Source organism: Streptomyces thermoviolaceus (assembly GCF_045209695.1).
In the GTDB taxonomy this organism is placed as follows: Bacteria; Actinomycetota; Actinomycetes; order Streptomycetales; family Streptomycetaceae; genus Streptomyces; species Streptomyces thermoviolaceus.
Genome location: NZ_CP109280.1, coordinates 933,515 through 958,810 on the forward strand (window position 1 = coordinate 933,515; position 25,296 = coordinate 958,810).

Below are 25,296 nucleotides of genomic sequence, written 5' to 3' on the forward strand. Positions count from 1 at the left end.
AGCGGCACGGTCGTGCATGTCCGTCGACGGAACGACCCAGCCCAGCCGACGCACGAAATGGGCCAGCCCACCGATGCCATGGCCTTTGCCCAAGAGGAGACCGGTGATGATCGCCCAGGGCAGCGGCTGGCGCAGGGCATCGCCGAGCGCGCCGCTGAGAGCCGCCCTCTGGCACCGCCTGTACGGCCTGACCGAACACGCCCGCGCCGCCTGACGGACACCCCTAGACCACTCGCCTGGCTGCCGTCCAGCGCCGGGCCCGCAGTCCGTGCAACATCGGAGAGTGGCAGTGCCGCAGAAGCCTCCAGAGGCGTTGGGCTTTGCAGAGGTGAAGGCGACGACCTGGTTGGTCGTGAAGAGTTTCCGGATCGGATGCTGTGCGTCGGCCGTAAGACGCGTGCCGTCGCCGCGTCCTAGCCTCGGGTGCTCGAGAGAGGAGACCCGAACGCAACGGCGCTCACGGCGGACACTGAAACCCACCTACTCAGAAGCCCGCCGGGCCGCACCTGCGGGGCTTCTCGTCGCACTCCGCTCTCACACGCTTATCACCGACTGCGTCGACTCCTCCGGACCAGAATGCCCTGACCTGGCATTACGCGCTTATCTTGGACTGGCCTGGACGCCCGCGGACGGTCTCTACAACCTGTGCCAGGTGGTGCCCAGTGAGGGACCGAGGATCACGACCGGAGCGTCTTCAGGCCCGTCAAAGCGGTACTGCAGCGTTTCGATCTTGGCTTCGCTCACGGGTATACACCTTCATCTGTCACGGTCTGTCAACGCCCCCTGCGAGACCTCCCCATGCCTCCGGCCGGAAGCAGGCCCGCCACATCCGGCTTCACGTACCACTTCTTCGTCGTCTTCACGTTCGTGTGCCCGGCCCCGTTGAGCGGGCGGTCGGCACCCCCTGATGGCGAGGTACGTGAGGCAAGACGCCCGAGCATCGTACAGACGGACTCCACGAGGCCGTCGGCGTGCGTGATCTTGAAGGCGTGCGGCGCAGTTGACGGACGGTCGGCCCGGCTGTGTGCGGCGTGGCGCACGCACGGACGAGGGGCCGTCCGGAACCGTTGTGGTCCGGGCGGCCCCTCGGGCGGGCGCGGACCGCGGCGCCCGGCGGGATCCGGTCGGTGCTGCGGGACCGGGAAGAGCATGCAGCTGCTGGTGGCGTGGGCGAGCAGGCGGTCCGCTGAGTCGAGCAGGTCCGCCTGCGCGAGGGCGGTGCGGCGCCCGGAGTCGAGGACGGTGCCGACCGCGCGGACCTCGCCGGTGTCGGCGGCGACCGGCCGCAGGAACTTCACCGTCAGGTCGAGCGAGGTGTACCCCGTGCCCTGCGGGAGCAGGGACCGCACGGCACAGCCGGCCGCCGCGTCCAGGAGCGTGGCGTGGACGCCTCCGTGGACGCTGCCGATGGCCTTGTAGTGCTCCGCGCCCGGAACCAGCGCGACGGCCACCCGGCCGGGCTCGGCCTCCTCCAGGGTGAAGCCGAGGGCGGCGGCGATGGGCGGGACGGGCAGCCGTCCGGTCAGCATCCCGCGGACGAGGTCCAGTTCGCTGTGCCGGGGACGGCGTCGGCCAGGACCGCGGGGTCTTCCCTGTCGAAAGTCCGTGACCTGCGCATACCCGCCCCCTGCAGGTCTGACTACATCATGCGGAGCCAGGTCCGCCGGCATCTGGCTGTCAAGAGCGACCAGCCTAGGATGAGGGCATGGGCTGGCTGGAGACGAGCACCGAGAACCGCACGGTCCAGCGGACGCCGAACCTGGTCGGCGAGAAGTGGTCGCTGCTGCTCGTCCGGGACGCCATGAACGGCGTCCGGAGCTTCGACGACTTCCGTCGGCACATCGGGCTCTCCGAGGCCGTCCTGGCGGACCGGCTGCGCACGCTGGTGGCCGCGGGGATCCTGGAGACCGTCGCCTACCGGGAGCCGGGCAGCCGGCCCCGGCACGAGTACCGGCCCACGCCCGAGGGTTGGGACCTGCGGCCCGCCATGATCGCGCTCAAGCAGCGGGGTGACCGCTGCACCGCGGACCCCGGGGGCCCGCCGCTGGAGGTCCGTCACGCCGGCGGCGGGTCCCTGCGTGCGGTGATCGTGTGCGACGAGGACCATGGACCGCTGACCCCGCAGCAGGCCCGCACCCGCCCCGGCCCCTCGGCCCGCCCCCGAGTCCGACCGGCGCCCCCGAGGTCCGACCGGCCCGCTTGGCGGGCGGGCGGCAGCGGTGTCGGCTGCGCGGTGGTTCTCGGTGGTCAGTCCGCCGCGGGAACGTCCGAGGGCATGGTCGTCCGGTCCGGCGGCCGGGGCCCCGGTGACGGGGCCCCGGCGGCGTGCTGACGGCACGGACGAGGGTGGAGTCCACCGCGACGACCCGGTCGAGGTCTCCTTCCGTGTCGGCCTGGGAGAGCAGAGCGGTCGGGGCCTTCTCCCGGGTGCCGTCGGCGGCCCGCTTCCGCAGCCGGTTGTGGACGCCGTTCCACGAGCCGTAGCGCTCGGGCAGGTCCGTCCACGGTGTGCCGGTGCGGTCCTCGAAGGCGATCGCGTCGATCACCTGCCGGTGATCAGGCCACCGCCAGGCGGCGGTGTGTACGCCGACAGGTGCGGGTGGACGGTCAGTGTGTCTCCGGCCGTGGTGTGCGCAGGGGGCGGAGGACCGCCTCGACGCGGGTGAGTTCGTCGAGCATGAGGGTGGCTGCCTCGCGCATGACGTCGTTGGGAACGATGGTCTTGCCGTCGTCGAGGAAGGTGTGGACGAAGGGGATGGAGATCGCCTCGTTGACGGGCACCATCTTGAGGGCGGTGACCACCTGTTTGATCATCTGGGCGGCGCGGGTGCCGGCGGAGACGCCACCGTAGCTGGCCAGGCCGACGGGCTTGTACTGCCATTCGTTGTACAGGTAGTCGAGGGCGTTCTTCAGCTCGGCGTTGTAGCCGTAGTTGTATTCGGGCATGACGAAGACGAAGGCGTCGGCCTCGGCGACCTTCTTGCTCCAGTCACGGGTGTGCTGGTGGACGTACTGGCCCAGTCGTGGGTGGTGGGGTTCGTTCATGAAGGGCAGGTCGAGCTCTGCCAGGTCGACGAGTTCGATGTCGTCGAAGCCGTTGTGTGCGCGGGCTTCCGACTCGACCCATCGGGCGACGGGCAGGCCGACGCGTCCCGGCCGGGTGCTGGCGACGATGATCTTCAGGTGTGTCATGTTCTTCCTGACGGTTGTGTGTGCTGCGCTGTGCGTGCAGGGGGGTGGTGGCGCCCCGTGGCGGTGCCGGGCGGTACCCCGGCCGGGTCAGGGCTGAGCGGCGCGGGGGCGAGGTGTGCTGTGCGGGCCACGGCCCGGCGGGGTGTGCCGCCGGGCCGGGCGGCGGTCAGCGCTCGATGGTGCCGGGGCGCAGGGCGATGTGCTTGTACTCGGTGAAGTCCTCCAGGGCGGCGAAGCCGTTGAGGCGGCCCTGGCCGCTGTGCTTGTAGCCGCCTTCTTCGAACTCGTCGTAGATGGTGGCCCAGTCGTTGATCCAGACGGTGCCGGCTTCGAGTTCGCGGGCGACGCGCAGGGGCTGGTCGACGTCGCGGCTCCAGACGCTGGCGGCCAGGCCGTAGACGCTGTCGTTGGCGAGGGTGACGGCTTCGGTCTCGGTGTCGAAGACCTGCAGGGTCAGGACGGGGCCGAAGACTTCCTCCTGGACGATGTCGAGCGTGGGGTCGGTGACTTCGAGGAGGGTGGGGCGGTAGAAGGCGCCGTCGGCGAGGGGGCCGTCGGTGACGGGGCCGCCGCGGACGATGGGGCGGGCGCCGGCGGCGATCGCCTTCTCGACGAGGGTGTCGACCCGGGTGACGTTGGCCCGGTCGATGAGGGGGCCCATGTCGCTGGTGGGATCGGCGGCGGGGCCGGGCTTGACGGCGCGCAGGCGCTGGGCGAGCTGGTCGCGGACCTGGTCGGCGAGGGAGCGGTGTACGAGCAGGCGGCTTCCGGTCATGCAGAACTGGCCGGCGAAGGTGGTCAGGGCCTTCTCCACGACGGGGAGCGCCTGGGTGAGGTCGGCGGACTCGAAGAGGATGACGGGGGTCTTGCCGCCGAGTTCGAGGCCGAACCGCTTGAGGTGGGCGGCGCCGGCGGCGGAGATGGCCTTTCCGGTGGCGGTGCTGCCGGTGAAGCTGATGGCGGGGACGTCGGGTGAGTCGATCAGGGCGGCTGCGGCGTCACGGTCGGCGGTGAGCATGTTCAGGACGCCGGGTGCCAGACCGTCGGTCTGGGTGATGATCTCGGTGAACAGGTGGTTGATCTGGGCGGTCTGTTCGGGGAGCTTGACCACGGCGGTGCAGCCGGCCGCGAGGGCAGGGGCCAGGGAGCGGATGGTCAGGATGACCGGGGAGTTCCAGGGAGTGATGACGCCGGCGACGCCGAGGGGTTCGCGGACGACCATGGAGTAGCTGCCGGGGCGTACTTCGGCGGCGCGGCCGTGGTCGCTGAGGGCGAGGGCGGCGTTGTAACGCAGTTTGGGGGCGACCATGTCGATCTCGAGAGCGGCTTCGGCCTTGATCTTGCCGTTGTCGAGGGCGAGGAGGTCGATGAGGTCGTCGCGGCGTTCCTCGATGCGGTCGGCCATGGCGTTGAGGACGGCGGCGCGCAGCCTGCGGTCGTGGCGCCAGGAGGTGGTGCGGAAGGCGCGGTGAGCGGCGGCGATGGCCTGTTCGACCTGGCCGCGGGTGGCCTTGGCGTAGGTGCCGATGTGGGTGCCGGTGGCGGGGTCGTAGCTGTCGTCGTGGATGGGAGAGTCCGTCCAGGTGCCGTCGATCCAGTTCTGGGCGTGGGTGGTGGGGTGGGGCATGGTGTGTTCCGTACAGGGTGAGTGGGTGATGGGTGGGGTCGCGCCGGGGCGCGGGGTGGGGTACCGGGCCCCGGGGCGGGGGTCAGGGGGTGAGGACGATCTTGGTGCCGGGGGTGCCGTCGACGACGGCCTGGTAGGCGGCGGAGGCCTCATCCAGGGGGAAGGTGGTGGTCCTGGGAGGTGTCAGGGCGCCGGTGTCGAAGCCGCGGCGCAGGATGTCCAGGATGTCGGCGGCCTTCGCCAGGGGCAGGTTCAGGGTGTTGACGCCGTGGAGGGTGCGGTCGTTGCGGTAGAAGTCGAGGACGTCGACGGTGGCGGTGGGGGTGAGGGCGCTGGCGATGACGGCGGCGCGGCCGCCGGGGCGCAGCGTGGTGAGGGCGGGGTCGAGCAGGGGGCCGCCGACGGTGTCGAGGACGGCGTCGACGCCGGTGCCGTCGGTGGCGCGCAGGACGGCCTGGGTCAGGTCGTGAGTGGTGGTGTCGATGGTGACGTCGGCGGTGAGGTCGTCGGCCGGGCGCCGGTCGGCGGCGATGACGGTGGCGCCGTGCCAGTGGGCGATGTCGGTGGCGGCACGGGCGACGGCTCCGGAGGCGCCGGTGACCAGGAGGGTCTCGCCGGCGTGGAGGTCGATGCGGTCGACGAGGGCGAGCCAGGCCACGGTGTGGGTGAGTCCGACGGCGGCTGCCTCGGCGAAGGTGAGAGAGGCGGGTTTGGGGCGGACGGTGTCCTCGGGGACGAGGAGGTAGTCGGCCTGGGCGCCGTCGTGGGTGACGGCCAGTCCTCCGCTGGTGCCCCAGACCTCCAGGCCGCGCAGGTGGTCGGGACCGTCGGTGACGACGCCGGCGTAGTCGCGGCCTGCCGTGCGGGGCAGGGGGCTTGCGGGGCGGTGGACGGCCGAGGTGACCTTGCCGGCCAGGTTGGCGAGGTCGACGGGGTTGACGGTGGCGGCGCGCACCTGGACCAGGACGGTGCCGGGGGTGCGGCGGGGGGTGGGGATGTCCTGGACGGTGAGGGCGTCGGGTCCTCCGTGGGCGGTGATGCGGACCGCGCGCATGGTGGGTGCCTTTCCGTGGGGGTGGGGGTGGGGGCCGGGGCCGTGCGGGGCACGGCCCCGGCCGGTGCGTGTGGGGATGGGGGTGGATTATGTCCAGTGGTCGAGGCTGTCGGCGGTGCCGTCGAGCCAGGCCCGGCCGAGGGCGTAGAGGGCGTCGGTGCGCGGGCCGGTGGTGCCGGGCATGTCGGTCTTGACGGCGTAGCCGAGCCGGGTCTGCAGGTAGGCCAGGTGGCGGTAGCCGACCGGGAAGCGGGCGAGCAGCTCCGGGTCCAGGTCGGGCCAGATGCCGGGGGTGACGGGGTCGAGGCGGTCGCGTTCGTAGATGGGCTGGCGCAGGACCATGCCCCAGCGGCCGTCGCGCTTGGCGAAGAAGTCGTAGAACCGGCCCGTGCAGACGACGTCGCACGTGACGCCGTCGACGTCGGCGCGTTGGGCGATGGTCATCTTCGTCTGGGCGACGGCTCGGTCGCCGGCGACGTCGATGGTGGTGCCGCCGTGGGAGTGCAGGATGCTCACGCCGCGCTCCCAGCCGTCCTTCGAGGCGGCGATGAAGTCGTCGGCGCTGCCCTGCTGCCAGGTGGCCAGGACGCGGGCACCGGGGTGGAAGACGGTGCGGAAGCGGTCCCAGTCGCCGGCGTCGCGCCACAGGATCCAGTTGTCGATCAGGGCGCGGATGGCGGCGGTGTCGGCATCGGTGCCGCCGGCCGGGGTGGTTGTGGTGGTGGTCATGATGGTGCTCGGGTGTCGTTCGGTGTGCGGGCGGGTCAGATGAAGAACTTGTCGCTGCTGGGGGTGCCGTCGCGCCGCATGTAGCCGTTGTGGGTCCGTTCCAGGCGGGTCTTCTCGAGCATCGCGTAGGCGTTGTGCTTGGTCAGGACGTCGGCGCCGTTGAGGCGCTCCTCCCAGCGCTGGCCGTTGGAGGTGGTGCGCTCCAGGACCTTCTTGGTGACGTAGTTGACCAGGGCCGCGAAGTAGTTCTCCTCCACGGCGCGGAAGGCGGCCTTGTAGGGGCCGTCCATGCCGGCGTGGAAGTACTCCATGGGGATGGTCTCGAGGGCTTCGCGGGAGTAGCGGACCAGGTCGTCGATGTACTCGACGCCTTCCTCGACGTCGGCGCGGTTGCCCAGGCGGGAGACGTGGCCGCTGACGACGGTGTCGAAGTCGTACTCGAGGACCTGGTGGTGGGCCTGTTCCCAGCCGGCGAGGTTCTCGGAGGAGTCGCAGTCGCGGAAGGTGACCCAGGCGGGGCTGGCGATGTCGATGGCGCCGAGGACCTTCTGGCGGGGCAGGTAGGTGAAGATGTTGCCCTCGGTGTGGTTCTGACCCTTGTAGGACAGCTCGATGGGGACGCCGCCGACCTCGAGGGTGGCGTCGGTGGCGAAGGTCTCCGTGGGCAGGGGCCGGTAGGGGTCGGGGAAGCGGGCGAGCAGCTCGCGGGTGCGCTCGTGCGCGACGATGGTGATGTCGGGGCCGAACATGGAGGCGGCGCCGATGTGGTCCGCGTGCCAGTGGCTGTAGATGAGGTGGGTGACCGGCTCGCTGGTGACGGATTCGATGGCCGCCAGGAGGCGTTCGCCGATGGCGGGCGGTGCGTCGAGGACGACGACGCCGGATCCGGTGACGACGAACATGCAGTCGTACCAGCCGACGGAGACCCAGTAGACGCCGTCGCGGATCTCGGAGACGTGGTAGCCCTTCTCGAGGCGGTCACGGGTGAAGAGGATGCCGTGGGAGCGCTCGGGCGGGGGTGCGAAGTCGGTGAGCTTGACGAAGCTGGCGCCCTTGGGACCGAGGTCGTCCACGAGCCAGGCGGGCTTGGTGTTGTCCGTCATCTGTGTGGTCTTTCTTGGTGTGTTGGGGTTGGGTTGGTGGTTGCCGACCGCTCAAGGCGGCCGGGGTCTTGGGGGCCCGTTGTCCGGGGCTGCCCTCCGAGGGGGCGGGCCCCGGGGGGCCGGGGCTGCGGCCGGCGGCCTGTCGGCCGGCCGAGGGCCGGGGGTGCCGTGGCCGCGGGCGGGTGCCTGGGCGCAGCGGTGTCCCGGAGGGGGCCGGAAGCGCCGAGGGTGCGGGCCGGGGGCCGGGCCCAGAGTTCCGGTTCCGGTCTCGGGGTCTCGGGGTCCGGTGGTTCCGGTCCCCCGGGCCGGGGGCGGGGTCAGTTCATGAGGAGGACGGGCTTGATGACCTCACCGCCGGCGGCGTCGGCGAAGGCCTGGTTGATGTCGGCGAAGTCGTAGGTGCGCACCAGGCGGTCCACGGGGAACTTGCCCGCGCGGTAGAGGTCGACCAGCTGCGGGATGAAGATCTGCGGGACGGAGTCGCCCTGGGCGATGCCGCGCAGCCGACGGCCGCCGTTGAGGAGGCGGTTCATGTCGATGGGGGCGGTGGTGCCGGCCGGGGCTCCGCCGATGAGGGCGGCCGTTCCCATGGGGCGCAGGTGGTCGACGGCGAGGGCGAGCATACGGGGCTGGGCGGTGATCTCGAGGATGTAGTGGTATCCGTCGGGGCGGATCTGCCGCAGCCGCGTGTCGGTGTCCTCGGTGGACGCGTTGACGGTGTGGGTGGCGCCGAGTTCCTCGGCCAGGGCCAGGCGGGAGGGGTTGATGTCGACCGCGACGATGGTGGTGGCGCCCACGGCCTTGGCGGCCATCACGGCGGCCAGGCCGACCGCTCCGGTGCCCAGGACGACCAGGGACTCGCCGGCGCCGACCTCGAGGGAGTTCATCACGGCGCCGGCACCGGTCTGCATGCCGCAGCCGAGCGGGCCGGCCAGTTCCAGCGGCATGTCGTCGGGGAGGCGCACGGTGTTGCGTTCGGTGGCCAGGGCGTAGCGGGCGAAGGAGGACTGGCCGAAGAAGTGGCCGTGGACGCCGTCGCCGTAGGCGTTGCTGCCGTCCTGACGGGAGGCGCCGAAGGCCAGTTCGAAGCCGTGGGTGCAGTTGGCGGGGAACCCGGCGCGGCAGGCGTCGCAGCGTCCGCAGGAGGGGAAGGTCATCGCGACGTGGTCGCCGGGTGCCAGGTCCTTCACGGCTGAGCCGACCTGTTCGACGATGCCGGCGCCTTCGTGGCCGAGGATCACGGGCATCGGGATGGGGTAGTCCTGGTTGCGGCTGTGGGCGTCGGTCTGGCAGACGCCGGTCGCCACGACGCGGACCAGGACCTCGTCGGCGCGGGGCTCTTCGAGGGGGACCGTCCTGATGCGGAAGGGGTCGCCTTTCGCCTCGACGACGGCTGCTTCGACGGTCATGGGTGCAGACGGCATGGTCGTGCTTCTTTCGCGGGTTCGTCCCTCCCGCTTCCCCCGGGGGCGGGTTCGCTCCGCAGGGACGGGCGAGGGGGTGGGTGGTCGTGTGCTCGGGTGTGAAGGAGAAGAAGGGGAGGGTGTGATCTGGGGGTGGGGGTTGGGTGGTGAGTTCGGGTCGGGGGTCGGGTTAGGCGGGTGTGCCGCTGTGGCCGGGGGCGGGAGGGGTGCCGGCGGCCCGGCGCGGGATGCCAAGGCACCCATCGCGGTGTGCCGGGCGGGGGTGCGGGGGCTGGTTGCGCCGGGTGTGCGCACCGGCCTGGGGTGCTGGTCGGCAGGTTCTCCCGCTGGTTCTTCCAGGCCGGGATCGTGTCCTGAACCGGATGACCGCCTCGCCCAGGGGCTGCCCGGACGCCGCGCCGTCCCCTGGGGGCGAGCGGGGAGGTGCCCGCCCTGGTGTGGGGCGGTCACGGCCCGCCGGGCGTGGCGGCCGTCACGGGTGCCCTGTGTGTGCACACGTGGGCGGCTGCCGGCCGACGGCGCGGTGCCGGGTTCCCGCCGCGCGACGGTGCGGGAGCCGAACCGGGTGTGCCTGGGGCGCCGGGGTGACCGGAAGCCGGCCGAGTCGCGGTCAGTGCTCCTGCGGCCTTTCTCACGGACACCTGAGGACTCCTTCTCCCGGGGCCTCTGCCCCTTCCTCTGCGGTGGGAGCGGTCCCGGGGCCTGGGCGGTGGGGCGTGCGCTGCCCGGTGGGGCGGCGGTCTGCCGGCGGTCCGGCCGTCAGCGGTCCGGCCGTCAGCGGTCCGGCCGTCAGCGGTCCGGCCGTCAGCGGTCCGGTCGGGGTGCGCCCGGGCTGGTGTGCCGTTGGTGATCCAGGTCATGTTCCGGCCTTCGCGTCTCCAGGGGGTGGCGGCCCTGTGCCGGGCCGCCGCCCCCTCCTCCATCCGGCTAAGCGGCTTAGCCAATTTATCGGACAAGTGGCATAGCCAATTCCGGGCCGCAGGTATTCCGCCCACCCCCTTGCTTTTGTGTGATCCGCGTCACGAGTGCAGGGGAGGCGGGAAGGCCCTGCAGGGAGGCGGCTGTACGGCGGGCGGACAGCAGCGATCAGTGCAGCGGGAGCACGAGGGGCCGGGGACCGCGGCCCCCGGCCCGGGGAAGAGGGTCACGGGCAGACGGGCGGGGCGCGCACAGACAAGGGCAGGTGGGCGGGGCGGTCGAGAGCCGAGCGCACCGCTCCGCCGGGGACACACACCCGTGCCAGGGCTGCGGTGCGTGCTGTGACGGTTTCGTTCCCGCCCGGCGCGGGACGGCGCCGGCCCGTGTCGCGCCCCCTCGTCCGTGTTTCTCCGCTGCGTCCGCACCCAACTCCCGGACCGCGTCCGCCAGCACGCCCCCTTGGGCCGTTCCGGCGGTTCCACGCCTCCTGGCGGGGACGGCCCGAGAGGTCCGCGCCCTGGAACCTGAGGGCATCTCCCCCTCGCGCACGACCCCCTGCCGTCGCCCGTTCTGCCGTACGAGGAGCGGGACAGCCGGCGAGCAGAGGAGTGTCCGGGCGCCGTGGGCGGCTGAGGCGGCATCCGTCCGTCCGAGGCACGGCCAGGGCGCAGCCGGGGCACGGGCGGGGCGGACCGGGACCGCGGTGAGACGTTCTGCCGCTTCCGCCTGTCAGGGGATCGGGCGTACCCGGAAAAGGGGGCGGGCAGCGAGGACGCTGTCACCGGCTGCTGCGGACGTGTGAGCCCGCGCTGCCCGGCAGCGGGGAACCGTCCCCTCTCCCCTGCCGGCGAGGGATACGGCGGCGCCGGCCCGCGCACATGCGGGCGCACGGCGGGTTACAGGCCGCGATCCCAGCCGGGCAGGTGCAGGTCCATGTGCTCCAGCAGCGCACGCTGGTGGGCGATCGCGGCACGCTCGAACTCCCGGCGCCGGCCCTGCGCCAGCGCCTGCGCCATCGGCTCGTGCAAAGCGATCTGCTCCTCGAACCCTTCGCCCGTCAGCCAGCTCGGCGCCTGCTCCTCGGCCACCCACCGCTCGTACGCCTTCTCCACCAGCGCGGTGTGCATGCTGGAGAACAGGCTCGTCAGGAACCTGTTGCCGGCCAGGCGCACGACCTCGACATGGAACACGGACTCGGCCGCGATCCACTCCGCCGCACTCCCCCGCGCCCGCCGCAGCCCCTCCAGTGCCCGCTCCAGCGGCTCAAGGTCCCCGGCCCGGTGCGCGATCGCCTGCCGCCCCGCCGCCAGCTCCAGCAGGAACCGCAGATGCGCCGCCTCCCCGGTCGAATCCGGCTCCAGACGCAGCATCAGCTCAATGCTCGCGTCCACCATGCTCGCCGGTCGGCGCAGCACGTACGCGCCGGAACCCGGCCGGATCGTCACCAGCCCCTGCACCGCCAGCGACCGCAACGCCTGGCTGACCGTCGGACGGGAACTGCCCACCAGCTCCGCCAGCCGCCGCTCACTGGGCAGCCGCTCCCCCTCAGCCAGACCCTCATCCACGATGTAGGAGCGGATCTGCTCCGCGACCCGGTCCGCAACCCGGGACACCGGCTCGATGCGGAACGCCCCGCCGCCCTGTCGCGCACTCTCCGATCGGCGCCCCGGCACTGCCATCGCCACTGTGCTCCTACCAGCCGCAACCCGACCTGTCACACCCGCACCCTTACGCACCGAGCGCGGCCATCCGGCCATGATAAACACCGCCGGACCGCACGCCGCGAGCACCCCGAGACCCCACAGCCACCCCTCACCCCGAGCCCCGGCACCAGGCACCCCCTCACCCCGAGCCCCGGCACCAGGCACCCCCTCACCCCACCCGGCTCACCGCACACACCCCACCCGGCTCACCGCACACGCCAGCACACCGTGCATGTCCCAGGCGATCCGGGACCACCCCTGCGCCCACGCCCGTGCAGGTCCGCCAACCGGCCCGCGTTCCAAGTACCCCGGCCCGGCCCCGACCCGGCCGGAAAACACACCACCGCGCGCGGCCCGCCCGCTCAAGACCCCATCTCCGGAGGCGACAGCAGAGCACATACCCCCGAGAGCCCGAGAGCCACAGCCCCCAGACGCCAGAAGAAGCCGACCACACGCCCGACACACACGCATCCAGCCCCGGCAACCGTCCCAGCCGCGGCCTCAGCCGGCTTCCCGACAGCCGCCCCCGAGACCGCGTCCTGAGCGGTGCGGCGGGGGAGGCGCCCTGGGTCACCGCGAGCGGTCCCGCCCCGCGCCGCCGGCCGCCTTGCGCGATCAGGAGGCGTCCGGCTCGAGACGCAGCAGTCCGGGACCGGCGTCGAGGTACGACTCCCCGAACGGCACCTCGTGCCCCTCCTCGCACCGCAGCACGGCGCGCACCTCGCCACCGCACCGCTTGTACCGGGCGACGACCGGCCGCCCCTGCTCGCCGGCGACCCAGGTGTCGCCCCACTGCCGCAGTGCCGTGAGCACGGGCAGGAAGTCCCGCCCCTTGTCGGTCAGCTGATAGGCGTACCGCGTCCGCTGGCCGGGCTCGCGGTAGGGGACGCGCTCCAGCAGTCCGGCGGCGGTGAGTTCCTTCAGCCGCGCGGCGGTGGCGGGTTCGCCGATGCCGACGCGCCGGGCGAAGTCGTCGAAGCGGCGGGTGCCCGGGAACGCCTCGCGCAGGATCAGCATCGCCGTTCTGGTGCCGACGATCTCCAGGGTCCGGGCGATGGAGCAGTCGGCCATGGACCAGGTGTCCCGCTCCGCCCGCAGATCGCTCATCGCCGCCGTCCTCCCGCTCCCACCTGACGTGCCTCGACCGATGGCAGCGGGTCGGCGTCGTTCAGCGCCGTGATGTTCGTCGCGGCCGTCTCCCTGTTCGGCTTCACCGGCGTGTCCATCCTGTCGGTGCTCTTCCACGAACGGGTCCAGCGTCTGTCCGCCCTGGACGTGGGAGGGCGCCTGCTGGCCCTGTTCGGCACGTACGTCGTCGTCGCCTACGCGGCCGGACGGCTGATCCGCCGCACCGGCTTCATACTCCCGCTGACGCTGGGCTTCGTCCTCGGGGCTGCCGCCACCGCCGGACTCGCCACCATGGGACCCGGCACGCCGTACTCCCACGTGTGGTGGCTGTACGCCCTCTTCGGCGCCGCGAGCAGGATGGTGGCCACGGCGGCCCTGGTCAGCGTCTCCCATGAACGCGCCGGCATGGCCTCGGGAGCGGTCAACGCCTTCCGCCAGGTCGGCACCGTCACCGGCTCGTCCCTGCTCGGCGCCCTCCTCGCCGGCCGGCTCCCGTCGCAACTGCCGGACCGGCTCGAGGCCCACGGCGTGCCCAGGGCGGCCTGGCCCGCGGTCGAGCACGCCGTCTTCTCCGGCAGGAGCGACGGCGCGGCCCCGCCGAACGTGACGGCCGCGGTCGGCGACGCCTTCACCTTTGGAGTGCACACGGGCATGGCCGTCATCGCGGTCGTGCTCCTGTGCGCGGCGCCGGCCTCCGCACTGCTGGTGCGCAACCGACCGCGTCTGGGCGCCGCCTGACGACGCGGAGGCCACACCTCCGGTGCGGTGCGGTGCTGTGCTGTGCGGTGCGGGCAGCCGCGCCGCACCGAGGGTGTGCGGTCGGCGCACACCGTGTGCGCGCCCCGGCACACGTGTGCCTCGGGCGCACCGTGGCACACATGTCGCAGGCGCCCGGCGCCGCCCGCCACCGGCTCACCAGCGGCGATGCCGCATCAACCCCGCCGCGGCCATGTGCGCACTCGCCGGTGCCCTCGTCGGCCGGGACCACGACGGACGGCGGATCTGGCACCGGGCGCTGGCCGCCGTGGACGTGGACGAGGACACGGCCGCGGAGCTGGAGACCGTGGCCCGGCGGGCGGCCCGGCGGGTGCGCGGCAGTGCGTGCCCGGGGGCGGTGGAGCGGACGTGCGGGTGCCCGGCCGGCGTCAGGTGAGACGGACCGGGTGGGGCAGCAGGGCGCGGGCCGGAACCGGATGCCAGCGGGCGGTGCCGGTCGCGTCCCGTGCGACGCGGCCGAAGGCCTGGTCGCCGAAGTGAAAGGCGAACGCGAGTGTCCGGGGTGCGGTCAGCGAGGCGAGGAGGGTGCGGCGTGCCTGCAGGACGACGTCGACGTCGGTGTCGGGCCCGGAGGGCCAGTCGGGGCGGGTGATCTGGGCCGGGGTGTGGAAGGCGTCGCCGAAGACCAGGATGCGCCGTCCGCCGGTGGCCGAGATGACGTAGGTGGTGTGTCCCGGGCTGTGGCCCGGCGTGATCAGCGCCCGGACGCCGGGCCAGATCTCGTCGCCGTCGTCGAACCGGTGCACCACACGGGACAGCGGCACCATGAACTCGTCCCAGGACGGGGCCCCGACGGTGACCTCGCGGCGCCAGAACGGCCCCCATTCCCGGTCGGCGACGAGGTAGTCGGCGCGCGGGAAGGCGGGACGCGTGGCCTGGTGGTCGTCGCGGAGAAAGCCGATACCGGTGTGGTCGGTGTGCAGGTGGGTGAAGGCCACCGTGTCGATGGACCGCTCCGGCACCTTCAGTGCCCGCAGGGTGCGCAGCAGGGCGCCACCGCGCGCGATGCCGAGCGAGGGGTCCAGGACGTTGCCGCCGAGGCCGACGTCGATGAGCAGGCGGCGTCTGCCGCGTTCGACGAGCAGCCCCCCGGCGGATGCGGCGATGCGTCCCGACGGTGTCAGGTCTCCGGGGTGCTCGCGCCAGTGGTCGGCCGGTACGGCCGGGAGGAAACCGGCGGGGTCCAGTTCCATGGCCGCGTCGACGACGTAGGTGAGCCGTACGTCCCCCACGGTCAGGGTGCGGACGGCCGACTGGACGTTGAGGGCCCCGGTGCGGGGCCGACGGTGCGTCGGTCCGGGCGGGTGCGGGTCGTCGGCCCGGCCGTGGGCCGAGGCCGCGGCGGCGAGCACTCCGGTGGTCGCCGTGGCGGTGGCCAGGGCCGCGCGCAGTGTGGCGCGGCGTGAGAGCTTCGGGTGATCGGTTCGGTCGGTCATGGGGCTCCGTGTCGGTACCTGCCGGGGCGGGTGGCCCCGGGGGCGCGGGTGTGCAGGGGGGTGGTGGTCAGCCGGTGTTGCGGAGGCCGGCGGCGACGCCGTTGACGGTGAGCAGCAGGGCGCGGGAGAGCAGCGGGTCGGGGTCCTGGCCGGCGGCTGCGGCGTCGCGCTGTCGCTTGAGCAGGGCGACCTGGAGGTAGGAGATCGGGTCCAGGTAGGCGTCGCGGATGGCGAAGGTCTGCTTCAGCACCGGCTGGTGGTCGAGGAGTTCGCGCTCGCCTTGGAGGGAGGCGGGGAGTTCCTCGGTGGCGCCGGTGTAGCGGATGGAGTTGGACAGGAATCCGCGCAGCTCGTCGATCATGTCGAGCGCGTCGTTGATGCCGTGTTCGTGCTGGAGGATCAGCACGTCCCAGGTGACCTCGGGGGTCACGTTGGGGTTGCCGTCGCGGTCGCCGCCGATCCAGGTGCCGAAGGTGAGCGGGCGGGTGTCGTCCGGGAGGGTGATGCCGATGCGTTCGAGTTCGGCGGTGAGGTCCTCCAGGACGTCGCCGACCGCCTCGGCGTGGAGTTCGTCCAGGTAGTAGACGGCGTTGCGGGCCTCGTCGGTGGGTTCCGGACGGACCACGCGCAGCTCGTCGGTCTGCCAGACCAGGTCGATGTTCTCCGCCAGGCGACGGTCCAGGCGACGCCGGTCGGAGGCGACGACCGGGGTCTCCAGCAGCGCCGCGATCCGGCGCAGCTTGTTCAGCACCGAGCGGCGGGCGGCCTCGGTGGGGTGGGCGGTGAACACCGGGCGGACGTTCAGGTTCCGCACGGTCTGGCGGAGGTGCTCGGGGTCGGCGTCCTTCAGCCGGTCCACGGTGCGGGCGAGCTGGCCGCCCTCGGCGGCGCGGCGGGCGCGCAGCTCGCGGCCGCGGTGGACCTGTTCGGTGACGTTGGCCAGGTGGAAGTAGGTGGAGAAGGCGCGCACCAGCTTGGCCGCGGTCTCCAGTTCGGTGCCGCGCAGCAGTTCGGCGGCGGCTTCGCCGTCCTCCCGGGTGAGTCGGCGGACCTTCTCCACCAGGTCGAGGAGTTCGGGACCTTCCTGCCGGACCAGGGTCTCCCCGAGGAGGTCCCCCAGCCGGCGGATGTCGGCGCGCAGAGCGTCGTTCTCGATCGGGACGTTCACGCGTCCTCCCTGGGACAGCGGTTTCAGGGCGACAACAGCCCCGCGGGGTTGAGTCCGGTGACGGCACGCACCTGATGCGCGGTCAGCCCGGCGTGCTCGAACCAGTCCCGGCTGAGCCGCAGCCACTCCCCCGGCTCCGGCTGGTCCGGCTGGCCGAGGTCCGAGCTGAACACCGTGCGGGGGTGCGCACGGACCAGTGCACCGAGGTGGCGGGCGTCGCGGTGGCCCAGCAGCAGCGTCAGTGCCGTGAACTCGACGTACAGGCCGGGCACGTCGGCCAGCTGGGAGACGTCCTCGACGGTGAGGCCGGACATCGGGTGCGTGGCATGGGTCAGCAGGAGCCGGGGCAGGCCGAGGCGCACGGCCTCGTCGACCAGGCGCAGCGTCTCCTCCCGGTCGCAGTGCCCGGTCGCCACGGCGACCGGCAGGTCCTTGGCGGCCACGAGCACCTCCCGGACCGCGCGGCGCAGCCGGCCGGGAGCCTCCAGGACCCGTGCGGTGCGCCAGCGGTCCACCTCCAGCATGGGGTGGAACGGCTCCCGGCGCAGCGCGGACCGGTGCCCGGAGGCGACCATGGTCGGCAGGTGGACGAGCAGCCGGGCCGGGCTGTCCGGGCCGTGGGCGTAGACCGCCTGCTCCACGACCCGGGGGTGCACGCCGCCCGCCACCTCGTTGAGGACGACGGCACCGGAGACGGGCAGCCCCTCCTGACGGGCCTCCCAGGCGCTCGCCGCGGTGGACGCCAAGTGGCTCTTGACGACCGCCCAGCCGTCGAGGCCGGCGTAGGCCCGGCCGGCGCCGCCGACGGTCAGACGGCGCCGGTACAGGTCGGGGCCCGCGTGGTAGTGCACGTCCACCACCTGCCGGGCGAGGTCACGCACGGCCGGCGGCCCGTGCCGGGCCCTCCCACGGCCGGGCGTAGCCGTAGGTGCGGCGGGCCTCGTCCAGACGCATGCCGCCGGCCACGGCCTCGGCGATGGCCGCCTCGGTCCCCTCGACGCGTTCGGCGCGTTCGGCGACCTCGGCGGCGCGCTCGGCGGGCACCACGAGAACGCCGTTGTCGTCGGCGACCACGATGTCGCCGGGCCGCACGGTGACGCCGCCGATGGTGATCGGCTGCCCGGTGGCGGCCAGTTCCACCCGGTTCTTGCCGCTGACCATCGTCGTGCCGGTGCTGAACAGCGGGTATCCCGCCGCGCGGATCTCGGCGATGTCGCGGGCCGATCCGTGCAGCGCGGTGCCGCGCACTCCCCGGCGCTGCGCCACGGCGGTCAGCAGCGACCCCCAGTTGGTGCAGGTGGTGCTGCCGCCGTTGTCGATGACGACGAACGAGCCGGCGGGCACCTCGTCCAGGTAGTCGGCGGCGTTGCGGAACCGCCGCGTGCCGCCCTGCACCGGCCGGTACCCGACCGTGAAGGCCCGGCCGGCCGCCCGGGCGCCCGGCACACGGGCGGTGATGCCGGTGAGGACGCCGGGGATGCCGAGGCTGTCCAGGGCGTCGGAGATCGACGCGGTGTCCAGGGCCGCCAGACGGTCCACCACGTCCAGGGGCACCTCGGCCGTGTCCGCCGCGGCACCGGCCGTCCCTTGCCCGGCGGGGGCGGTCGTCGCCGCCTGGGTGCCGCCGGACAGTGCGCGGGCCACCGCGCGGGCCGCCTGCCGGGTGCCGGCGGTGCCGCCCAGGTCGTAGGTGACGGCGGTGCGGGCCCGGACGACCGTGCGCACGGCGGAGCGCAGGTCCTCGCCCGGTACGGCCAGCCCGAGATGGTCCAGCATCTGGGCGACGGTGAGCAGCATCGCCATGGGGTTGGCCTTGTCCTGTCCCGCCATGCCGGGGGCACTGCCGTGCACCGGCTCGAAGTAGCTTCCGCGGTCGCCGATGTTGCCGCTGGGTGCGAGCCCCAGTCCGCCCATCACACCGGCACCGAGGTCGGAGAGGATGTCGCCGAACATGTTCTCGGCGACGAGCACGCCGAACCGTTCCGGCCTGCGCACCATCCACAGGGCCACGGCGTCGACGTTGAGGATCTCGGTCTCGATGTCCGGGTGGTCCCGGGCGATGAGTTCCAGGCGTTCCCTGAGGTGGTTGCCGCTGTGGCGCAGCACCATGGGTTTGTCCACGAGGGTGAGCCGGTGGTGGCCGTGCTTCTCGGCGTAGGCGAACCCGAAGCGCAGCAGCCGGTCGATGCCGAACCGGGTCTGCAGTCGGAGGGTGACGCTGGTGGCGTCGGGGCCCGAGGCCTGGGCGTTGGGATGGTGGCGTACCGCGTCCCACAGCGCGCCCTGAAGGCCGTGGACGTCGATGCCGGCGTACAGGCCTTCGGTGTTCTCCCGGATGACGGTGAAGTCGAAGCGGCCGTCCTTCAGGTCGGTGACGGGCCGGATGTTGGCGTACAGGCCGAGGCGCTGACGGAGCTGGACGACGGGGGACACGTAGGTCAGGCCGGTGCCCCGCAGGGACGGCGCGAGTTCGGCCTCCGCCTCGCGCAGCGGCTTGCTGGTGACGGCGCCGAGCAGACAGGTGTCGGTCTCCGCCAGGAGTTTCCAGGTGCGCTGCGGCACCGGGTCGCCCTCCTGCCGCCAGCACTCCCAGCCGATCTCCCCGAACCGGAAGTCCAGGGGGAGGCCGAGCTGGTCGACGACGTCTAGCGCGGCGGACACGACCTCGGGCCCGATGCCGTCGCCCGGGAGGACGGCGACGCTCTTGGTCTCGGTCGGCTTCATATCAGTCCCTTCTGCCGCAGCAGGGCCGCGACGAGCGCGGACACCGCTGCCGGCTGTTCGGCGTGGGGGCGCATGCCGGCCCCGGCGACGACGTGCACCCGGTGGTGCGGCGCGGCGGCGGTGTGCCGCAGGGCGACCAGCTGGGAGCGGCCACCGACGACCTGGAGCAGCGGGCCGGGATGGGCCCGGACGGCCGCGGAGACGTCGATCCCGCACAGCAGCCGCAGTCCCCGGGACAGGCGGCGGGCGGCCTGCGGGCCGTCACCGGCGGGTGCCGGGGCGGCGGCCGGGCCGGGAGTGGGGGTGCCCGCGGGCTGCACCCGCCGGTGCAGCAGGCCGAGGGCCGCCTCGGTGCGGCCCGCGGCGGCCAGGTCGGCGATCTCGGTGAGCCGCCGCTCCAGGACGGCGTCGGTCCGGGCCGGGCCGGAGACGAGCAGGACGGCGGTGGCCGGGTCGACGTGGGGCAGCAGTGCCTGGGCGACCGCGCCGCCCAGCGCGTTCCCGCACAGCACGTCCACCGGCCCGAAGGCGGGCAGCAGGTCGCGCCAGCGGGCGGCGAGCCGGGCCAGCGTGGGTGTCGTCGCGTCGCACAGGGCCAGCGTGTCGACCACGGTCACCCGCACTCCGGCCCGGTTCAGGCTCCGCACGACCGGGGTGAAGAACGCTCCTTCGTCCCAGTGGGGGGTGACCGGTGCGAAGACCAGGGCGCGGGCCGTGCCGACGGCGGTGGACGGTGGGTACACCGCCGTCGGCACGGCCGGGCGGGTGTCGGTCACCGGACGCCGGCGAGAACACGGGCGGTGGCGAGGGCCTCGTCGTGGCCGCCGAGCAGGTCCTTGCGGTGTTCCACGGACAGGTCGTAGCGGCCCAGCACCAGGTCGGGCAGCGGCAGCGAGGGCCTGCCCTCCGGTATCTCGGCCAGCAGCAGGTCGGCCAGCTCCAGCAGGGGGGCCAGGTCGAGACGGGCGGAGACCTCGGGATCCGTCCGGTCCAGGTGGGCCAGCCACTGTTCGGCGATGAGGTTGCCCGGGCCCTTGCCCATGCCCTGGATCGAGGAGTCCATCCATGTCGCGCCGGCCTCGACGGCGCTGATGGCGTTCGCCAGGGCGAGCCCGAGGTTGTTGTGCGCGTGCAGGCCCACCGCGCCCCCGGTGACCGACCGGGTCAGGGTCGTCAGGTCGGTGGTGTCCACCGGGGAGAGGCTGCCGTTGGAGTCGGCCAGGTATACGAACTCGGCTCCGGCGTCGGTGGCGGCGGTGGCCACCTCGACGATGTCCCTGCCCGGCCACTGGGTGATCCGGGCGAAGTTCACCCCGACCGTGAAACCGAGGTCCTTGGCCTGGCGGACGTACTCCAGTCCGGTCTCGTAGCCCTTGGCGGGCAGGATGATGCGGACGAGACGGGCTCCGGCCGCGTACATGGCGGGCAGGTCGTCGCGCGTGATGTTCTTCGGGTGGAGAATCATCGCGACATGCTCCGGGCCGATCTGTCGGGCCATGGCCGCGATGTAGTCGTCGTCGCCGCGGCCGGTCAGCCCCAGGTCGGGTATCGGGGCGAACGACCCCTTCCGGTAGGCGATCTCGACCCAGTCGAAGCCGGCCGCGACGCTCAGCTTCGCGTGCTTGCGGGCGTAGTCCAGCGGGAAGGCGAATCCGTTGCGGTAGCCGCCGTCGCGGAGGGTGACGTCGATGTTGACGATGCTCATGCGTCCTCCTGCAGAACTGACGTGGGGTGGGATCAGGCCGGCCGCAGGGTGGCGGCCGCGTGGTGGGCGGCGCGCCGGCCGAAGATCAGCGAGCGCAGTACGGATGTGGCCGGCGGGTACGCGTGGTAGAAGAGCCCGGTGGCCTCACCTGCGGCGTACAGGCCGGGGATGGCGGTGCCGGAGGGGGTGACGACGCGGGCGTCCAAGTCGGTGCGTATGCCGCCGTAGGTGAAGCAGATGGCGGCGGTCACCGGCACACCGATGAACGGCGGGGTGTCCAGGGGGGTCGCCCAGTTGGACTTCGGCGGGGTCAGGCCCACGGTGCTCTTGCCGTCGAAGCGGGTCGGGTCGAACGGGCCGGGGCCGACGGCCGCGTTGAACTCGGCGACGGTCTTCTGCAGGCCCTCGGGGTCGACGCCGAGTTTCCCGGCGAGCTCCTCCAGGGTGTCGGCCTGCTCCGGCGGGACGTCGCTGAGCAGGGAGTTCATGATGCCGGGGATGGCGAGGGTCTTGGCGTCGGCGATCCAGTACGCCTCCTGGTCCTGGTTCTTCCAGATCTCGTAGCCGATGTGCTCGAAGGTGTTGTCCCAGGTGTCCCGGCCCTCGTCGAAGAAGCGCTCCATGCGGCCGTTGACGAAGATGCCGCCGGCGAAGCCGTAGAGCACCGCGTCGGCCTTCCGGGTGCGGCGGTCGACCGGCTCGGCGTGGATGCCGTCGAACTGACCGGCCGTGTCCGCGCCGAGCTCCAGGGCCATGCGCAGGGCGTCGCCGCGGTTGTGGGCCACGCCGGGGGCGATGAGCGGCAGGTCGCAGGCCCGGTCGCCGAGGTAGCGGGTGAGCATCTCGGGGTTCCCCTCGAAGCCGCCGCAGGCGAGGACCACCGCACGGCCGGCGATCCGCTCGGTGCGGCCGTCGGCGCCGCGCACCACGAGGCCGTCGACGACTCCGTCCTCGGTCGTGGTCAGGTGCAGCGCCTCGGTCCGGTAGCGGATGTCGACGCGGGGGTCGTTCTCCAGGGCGGTGCCGAGGCGTTCGACGATGGACGCGCCGCCGCCGCGGGGGCTCGCGGGCGGTGTCATGGACGGGGTGCCCTCGATGAAGGTGTGCGGCAGCGGGAAGTCGTCGAAGGCGATCTCGACGCCGTGCCGTTCGACGAACGCCAGGGTCTGCGGTGTGTCCTGCTGCACGGTGCGGCAGTAGTCGACGTCGGCCAGGCCGCCGGAGACCCGGCTGACGTGCTCGGGCCAGTCGGAGTCCAGTTCCCGGTTCCGGTCGATGCGCAAAAAGGCGCCGGTCCAGCGGGTGGCGCCGCCGCGTTCCTCGCGGGTGGAGCGTTCGAGGATCGCGATCCGGGCGGGGCGCTGCCAGTCCTGTGTGGCCTCGGCGAAGGACAGAGCGGCCGACAGGCCGGCTGCCCCGAATCCGACGACGACGAGGTCGTACGGGGCCGGCGCGGGTGGAGTGGTCATGGGGCTCTCCTCGTGGGTCGGGTGCGGGTCAGCGGTCGGGCGTGATGACCCGACTGGTGCGGTACAGGCGGTACTTGGCGCCGGTCGTGGTGCGGGCGAAGTGCTCGTAGCGCCGGACGAAACCGGGGTCGTCGAAGATGGCCCGGAAACGTTTCTCGTCCGCCCAGGCCGCGAAGTTCACCACGGCGTCGCCGTCGACGGAGCTGAGCAGGCGTGAGCCGCGGAAGCCGTCCGCCGTGGCGGCGACGTGCCGCACCGCCTCGGCCAGGGCGTCGACGGTGGCCGGTGCGTCCTCGGTGGTGGCCACGTTGATCAGGACCACGCTGTCGTCCGGTTCCGCCGCGGTGATGACACCGGGGCTGGCGGTGCGCGCCTCGAAGGGGATGCATTCGTAGGAGGCGATGCCCAGCCGGTGCCACGGGTCCGTCTCGATCAGTTCGCGCACGGTGGCCTCGTCGAGGTCGGCGGTGACGACGACGGCCCCGCCGTCCGCCCGGGGGCCGGCGAGCAGGATGCGGCCGCGGTCGGCGTGGTCGCGCAGCCAGGCCTTGTGCTCGGCCATGTGGGCGCTGACGATGTCGCGGGGCTTGAGGTAGGTGAGCAGCAGAACGTGGATCACGGGCTCTCCGGTGGGGGCGTGGGCACAGGGCCGGTGGGGTGCTGAGCTGGGGCCGGATCGGGCCGGGCAGGGGCTGGATCGGGTGTTGGCACGACGGCCGGTTCAGGGTGTGACGCGGGTGGCGAGACGGCGCAGGACGTCCTCGGCCTCGGTGACCGTCCGGTGCACCACGTCGGCGGCCGGGCGCACGTCCCTGACGAGGTCGAGAACCTCTCCCGCGAACAGGGCCCGCTGGGAGGTGTCGTCACGGGCCACCGCGGCGGTCCACCGGGGCTCGATCTCGGCGCGGCGCGCCGCCAGTTCCGCGTCGCGTCCGGTCCACTCGCGGGTGAAGTCGTTGCTCACCGAACGCGCCTGGTACACCTCGTCCCAGGGGATGCCGCGCACCACGTCGAAGGCACGGGTGTTGACGGTGTCGGTGGCCGACGCGGACACGAGGGTCTTCTTGAAACCTTCGGTGGCCAGGGACTCCTCGGTGAGGGCGAAGCGGGTGCCCATCATCACCCCGTCGGCGCCCAGGGCGAGCGCGGCCGCCAGGCCCCGCCCGTCGGCGAATCCGCCCGCGGCGACCACCGGTACGGCGCCCTCGACGGCGTCCAGCACGGCCGGCACGAGCGGCAGCGTGGCCAGCGTCTTGTGGTGACCGCCGGCCTCGGCGCCCTGGGCCACCAGCACGGAGGCCCCGGCCTCGACGGCGACCACGGCCTGCTCGGTGTCGTGCACCTGCACCACCACATGGGCGCCGCTCGCCGCCGCGGACGACACATAGCGCCGGATCTGGTCGAAGTCGCCGAAGGACAGGGCGACGACCGGCGGCGCGTAGCCGAGGACCTTGTCCCACAGTCCGGGGCGCTGGTCGAAGGTGAACATGACGCAGCCGGCGCCCCAGACGCCGCCGTCCTGCGCGGCCCGGGCCATGTGTTCGTCGATGAAGGCCGCGTCGCCGTAGCTCACGCCGACGAGGCCCAGGCCGCCCGCCCGGGTGACGGCGGTCGCGAGCCGGGCTCCGGCCACCGAGCCCATCGGTGCGCAGATCACCGGGTGGTCGATTCCCAGCAGCTCTGTGAGCTTGGTCGAGATCACATTTCTCCTTCGGTTTTCGGCACGGGCGGTTTCGGTTTTCGGCACGGGCGGCCCCATGACGGTTCTCGGCAGGGGCGACCCAGGACCCAGGACGGAATCGGTGAGACGGACAGGGGGTTTCATCCGGCGATGCGGTCCCCGCGTTGTCCGGTTCACGAGACTAGGTTCGGCCGGACGACGGCGTCCAAGACGTAAAACGCGTAGGTGCCATACGGCGGAACCTATGGCAGGCGACGCACATGAAGAAGCGGCCCGGAATTCGTGATTCCGGGCCGCTGGGAAAGGCGTTCGAGGGACCGAATGCGAACGACCGCTGTGGGATCGAAGACGTACGCCCGCTGGGGATCGGATACGAACGACAGATGCGCGACGCCGAGCGGATCAGCCCGACCACGGCCAGTCGCGCTGCGCGGCGGCGCGACGCAGGGCACGGGCCGGGCGGCTGCCGGCGAGTGCGGTCACGGCGAGTCGTTCCCGCGGCGGCCGGCGCGTGGGCAGCGGCTGCCACCGCAGCTGCGCCGCTCCCTGTACCGCGCGCCGGGGCCTGAGGCCCACCAGGTCGGCGGTCGTCTGCAGGGCGTGGACGAACAGGGCGTGCTGGTCCTGATCCATGGGGAACAGCTCCGCACGCCAGCCGAGGGCGGCGAGCTGGGCGGGGACGGAGTCGGCGTATCCGGGCGCGCAGCCGTCGTCGTACCACAGCAGCCGCTGACCGGCGAGGTCGTCCCAGTCCAGGCGGTCCCGGCCGGCCAGGGGATGTCCGGCGTGCAGGACGATGCCGAGCGGCTCGTCCCACACCACCGCCCGCACCAGGCCGGTGGTGGGCATCGGCAGCCGGACGATGCCGAAGGCGATCTCTCCGTACTGGAGCAGGTCCCGCTGGTCGGCCGCGTCGACCGCGCTCATGGGCAGCCGCGGTCCGGGCTGTGCGGCGTCCTGCTCGGTGAACTGTCCGGCCAGACCGGTCTGCACCTCCGTGAGCACCTCGGCCGGTACTCCCCCGCAGACACCGACCGGCCAGGTGCGCGGTGTGGGTGCGGCCGCCGCGATGGCGGAGCGCAGTTGCCCGGGAATTCCCTGGACTTCCCGGAGGAATGCACGGCCGCTCGACGTGAGCTGGACCCCGCGGGAACTCCGGATGAACAGCGGTGCGCCGATACGCCGTTCCAGGCGTCTGATCTGCTGACTGAGGCTCGGTTGCGATATCCGCAATTCCTGGGCGGCCGCGGAGACCGTGCCGGCCCGGACCACGGTGAGGAAATACCGCAGGTGCCGCATGTCGAAGTCGTCGACGTGTTCGGCGTGTACGGCGGCGGATCTCAGATCGTCATGGTCCTCCGTGTCGCGCACGGCCTCACCGCGGTCCGTGCGTCTGCGGGCCGGTGGCCTCTCCGGCTCCCGGAGGGCGCTGTCCCGGGCGTCTCCCCGAGAGCGCCG

The 25,296-nt window shown here is 72.8% G+C and carries 21 protein-coding genes and 2 pseudogenes; 3 read left to right on the forward strand and 20 right to left on the reverse strand.

The window, feature by feature from the left end; genetic code table 11:
- Window positions 1-1,133: 1,133 nt before the first annotated feature.
- Window positions 1,134-1,618: pseudogene (locus OG899_RS04150) on the reverse strand (PaaI family thioesterase); the annotation flags it as partial.
- An 87-nt stretch (window positions 1,619-1,705) separates the two neighbouring features.
- Here OG899_RS04150 and OG899_RS04155 point away from each other — a divergent pair.
- Window positions 1,706-2,332, forward strand: a complete 627-nt coding sequence (locus tag OG899_RS04155; protein WP_168131769.1) for a helix-turn-helix domain-containing protein — start codon at window positions 1,706-1,708, stop codon at window positions 2,330-2,332.
- Between the two features lie 100 nt (window positions 2,333-2,432).
- On the opposite strand, the pseudogene OG899_RS04160 reads toward OG899_RS04155, so the two are convergent.
- The 9 genes and pseudogenes from OG899_RS04160 to OG899_RS04200 all read right to left on the reverse strand — a co-directional run.
- A pseudogene (locus tag OG899_RS04160) lies at window positions 2,433-2,555 on the reverse strand (transposase); the annotation flags it as partial.
- A 52-nt stretch (window positions 2,556-2,607) separates the two neighbouring features.
- Window positions 2,608-3,192, reverse strand: coding sequence for an NADPH-dependent FMN reductase (locus tag OG899_RS04165; RefSeq protein ID WP_125500404.1), 585 nt, complete (start codon window positions 3,190-3,192; stop codon window positions 2,608-2,610).
- Between the two features lie 166 nt (window positions 3,193-3,358).
- Window positions 3,359-4,819, reverse strand: coding sequence for an aldehyde dehydrogenase family protein (locus tag OG899_RS04170; RefSeq protein ID WP_125500405.1), 1,461 nt, complete (start codon window positions 4,817-4,819; stop codon window positions 3,359-3,361).
- Between the two features lie 82 nt (window positions 4,820-4,901).
- On the reverse strand, window positions 4,902-5,873 hold the full coding sequence (locus OG899_RS04175; protein WP_168131768.1) for a zinc-binding alcohol dehydrogenase family protein: 972 nt from the start codon (window positions 5,871-5,873) through the stop codon (window positions 4,902-4,904).
- Window positions 5,874-5,960: 87 nt separating this feature from the next.
- Complete coding sequence (locus OG899_RS04180) at window positions 5,961-6,602, reverse strand: nuclear transport factor 2 family protein (protein WP_125500856.1); 642 nt, start codon at window positions 6,600-6,602, stop codon at window positions 5,961-5,963.
- A 35-nt stretch (window positions 6,603-6,637) separates the two neighbouring features.
- Window positions 6,638-7,705, reverse strand: coding sequence for an MBL fold metallo-hydrolase (locus tag OG899_RS04185; protein WP_125500857.1), 1,068 nt, complete (start codon window positions 7,703-7,705; stop codon window positions 6,638-6,640).
- 317 nt (window positions 7,706-8,022) lie between these two features.
- On the reverse strand, window positions 8,023-9,129 hold the full coding sequence (locus OG899_RS04190; protein WP_277348360.1) for an NAD(P)-dependent alcohol dehydrogenase: 1,107 nt from the start codon (window positions 9,127-9,129) through the stop codon (window positions 8,023-8,025).
- Window positions 9,130-10,943: 1,814 nt separating this feature from the next.
- Window positions 10,944-11,726 (reverse strand): FadR/GntR family transcriptional regulator, encoded by a 783-nt coding sequence (locus OG899_RS04195; protein ID WP_168131767.1) that lies wholly within the window; start codon window positions 11,724-11,726, stop codon window positions 10,944-10,946.
- Between the two features lie 639 nt (window positions 11,727-12,365).
- A complete protein-coding gene (locus OG899_RS04200; protein WP_125500792.1) occupies window positions 12,366-12,857 on the reverse strand; it encodes a helix-turn-helix domain-containing protein in 492 nt (163 codons plus the stop codon).
- Between the two features lie 72 nt (window positions 12,858-12,929).
- On the opposite strand from OG899_RS04200, the gene OG899_RS04205 reads away from it, so the two are divergent.
- A complete protein-coding gene (locus OG899_RS04205; RefSeq protein ID WP_168131766.1) occupies window positions 12,930-13,616 on the forward strand; it encodes an MFS transporter in 687 nt (228 codons plus the stop codon).
- 211 nt (window positions 13,617-13,827) lie between these two features.
- Window positions 13,828-14,031 carry a hypothetical protein gene (locus OG899_RS04210; protein ID WP_125500790.1) on the forward strand — a complete coding sequence of 68 codons (204 nt, stop codon included), beginning with the start codon at window positions 13,828-13,830 and terminating at the stop codon, window positions 14,029-14,031.
- Here the strand turns inward: OG899_RS04210 and OG899_RS04215 are convergent.
- The 10 genes from OG899_RS04215 to OG899_RS04260 form a co-directional block, all read right to left on the reverse strand.
- Entirely contained in the window at window positions 14,024-15,091 is a 1,068-nt protein-coding gene (locus tag OG899_RS04215) for an MBL fold metallo-hydrolase (RefSeq protein ID WP_406310904.1), read from the reverse strand. The two genes, OG899_RS04210 and OG899_RS04215, sit on opposite strands and share 8 nt — an antisense overlap.
- Before the next feature lie 67 nt (window positions 15,092-15,158).
- Entirely contained in the window at window positions 15,159-16,259 is a 1,101-nt protein-coding gene (locus OG899_RS04220) for a phosphoenolpyruvate carboxylase (protein WP_406310905.1), read from the reverse strand.
- Window positions 16,260-16,282: 23 nt separating this feature from the next.
- Complete coding sequence (locus OG899_RS04225; RefSeq protein WP_168132279.1) at window positions 16,283-17,140, reverse strand: DUF6282 family protein; 858 nt, start codon at window positions 17,138-17,140, stop codon at window positions 16,283-16,285.
- Complete coding sequence (locus OG899_RS04230; protein ID WP_206345877.1) at window positions 17,133-18,983, reverse strand: isocitrate/isopropylmalate family dehydrogenase; 1,851 nt, start codon at window positions 18,981-18,983, stop codon at window positions 17,133-17,135. Before OG899_RS04230 ends, OG899_RS04225 begins: the two co-directional genes overlap by 8 nt.
- On the reverse strand, window positions 18,980-19,759 hold the full coding sequence (locus OG899_RS04235) for an alpha/beta hydrolase (protein WP_125499943.1): 780 nt from the start codon (window positions 19,757-19,759) through the stop codon (window positions 18,980-18,982). The genes OG899_RS04230 and OG899_RS04235 overlap by 4 nt, the downstream gene beginning before the upstream one ends.
- Window positions 19,756-20,688: a 3-hydroxy-3-methylglutaryl-CoA lyase gene (locus OG899_RS04240; protein ID WP_125499942.1), complete on the reverse strand. Its 933-nt coding sequence runs from the start codon at window positions 20,686-20,688 to the stop codon at window positions 19,756-19,758. Before OG899_RS04240 ends, OG899_RS04235 begins: the two co-directional genes overlap by 4 nt.
- Window positions 20,689-20,720: 32 nt before the next feature.
- Window positions 20,721-22,157, reverse strand: coding sequence for an FAD-binding protein (locus OG899_RS04245; RefSeq protein ID WP_168132278.1), 1,437 nt, complete (start codon window positions 22,155-22,157; stop codon window positions 20,721-20,723).
- Between the two features lie 28 nt (window positions 22,158-22,185).
- Entirely contained in the window at window positions 22,186-22,776 is a 591-nt protein-coding gene (locus OG899_RS04250; protein WP_125499940.1) for a YciI family protein, read from the reverse strand.
- A gap of 102 nt (window positions 22,777-22,878) precedes the next feature.
- Entirely contained in the window at window positions 22,879-23,859 is a 981-nt protein-coding gene (locus OG899_RS04255; protein WP_206345876.1) for a nitronate monooxygenase family protein, read from the reverse strand.
- Between the two features lie 381 nt (window positions 23,860-24,240).
- Window positions 24,241-25,209: a LysR family transcriptional regulator gene (locus OG899_RS04260; protein WP_168132277.1), complete on the reverse strand. Its 969-nt coding sequence runs from the start codon at window positions 25,207-25,209 to the stop codon at window positions 24,241-24,243.
- Window positions 25,210-25,296: the final 87 nt, after the last annotated feature.

Excerpts from the sequence above, each read along its gene's own strand:
- OG899_RS04175 (WP_168131768.1), bottom strand. The coding sequence starts at position 5,873 with ATGCGCGCGGTCCGCATCACCGCCCACGGAGGACCCGACGCCCTCACC.
- OG899_RS04165 (WP_125500404.1), bottom strand. The coding sequence starts at position 3,192 with ATGACACACCTGAAGATCATCGTCGCCAGCACCCGGCCGGGACGCGTC.
- OG899_RS04170 (WP_125500405.1), bottom strand. The coding sequence starts at position 4,819 with ATGCCCCACCCCACCACCCACGCCCAGAACTGGATCGACGGCACCTGG.
- OG899_RS04180 (WP_125500856.1), bottom strand. The coding sequence starts at position 6,602 with ATGACCACCACCACAACCACCCCGGCCGGCGGCACCGATGCCGACACC.
- OG899_RS04155 (WP_168131769.1), top strand. The coding sequence starts at position 1,706 with ATGGGCTGGCTGGAGACGAGCACCGAGAACCGCACGGTCCAGCGGACG.
- OG899_RS04245 (WP_168132278.1), bottom strand. The coding sequence starts at position 22,157 with ATGACCACTCCACCCGCGCCGGCCCCGTACGACCTCGTCGTCGTCGGA.
- OG899_RS04190 (WP_277348360.1), bottom strand. The coding sequence starts at position 9,129 with ATGCCGTCTGCACCCATGACCGTCGAAGCAGCCGTCGTCGAGGCGAAA.
- OG899_RS04215 (WP_406310904.1), bottom strand. The coding sequence starts at position 15,091 with ATGACCGACCGAACCGATCACCCGAAGCTCTCACGCCGCGCCACACTG.
- OG899_RS04185 (WP_125500857.1), bottom strand. The coding sequence starts at position 7,705 with ATGACGGACAACACCAAGCCCGCCTGGCTCGTGGACGACCTCGGTCCC.
- OG899_RS04205 (WP_168131766.1), top strand. The coding sequence starts at position 12,930 with ATGTTCGTCGCGGCCGTCTCCCTGTTCGGCTTCACCGGCGTGTCCATC.
- OG899_RS04195 (WP_168131767.1), bottom strand. The coding sequence starts at position 11,726 with ATGGCAGTGCCGGGGCGCCGATCGGAGAGTGCGCGACAGGGCGGCGGG.
- OG899_RS04240 (WP_125499942.1), bottom strand. The coding sequence starts at position 20,688 with ATGAGCATCGTCAACATCGACGTCACCCTCCGCGACGGCGGCTACCGC.
- OG899_RS04210 (WP_125500790.1), top strand. The coding sequence starts at position 13,828 with ATGTGCGCACTCGCCGGTGCCCTCGTCGGCCGGGACCACGACGGACGG.
- OG899_RS04200 (WP_125500792.1), bottom strand. The coding sequence starts at position 12,857 with ATGAGCGATCTGCGGGCGGAGCGGGACACCTGGTCCATGGCCGACTGC.
- OG899_RS04230 (WP_206345877.1), bottom strand. The coding sequence starts at position 18,983 with ATGAAGCCGACCGAGACCAAGAGCGTCGCCGTCCTCCCGGGCGACGGC.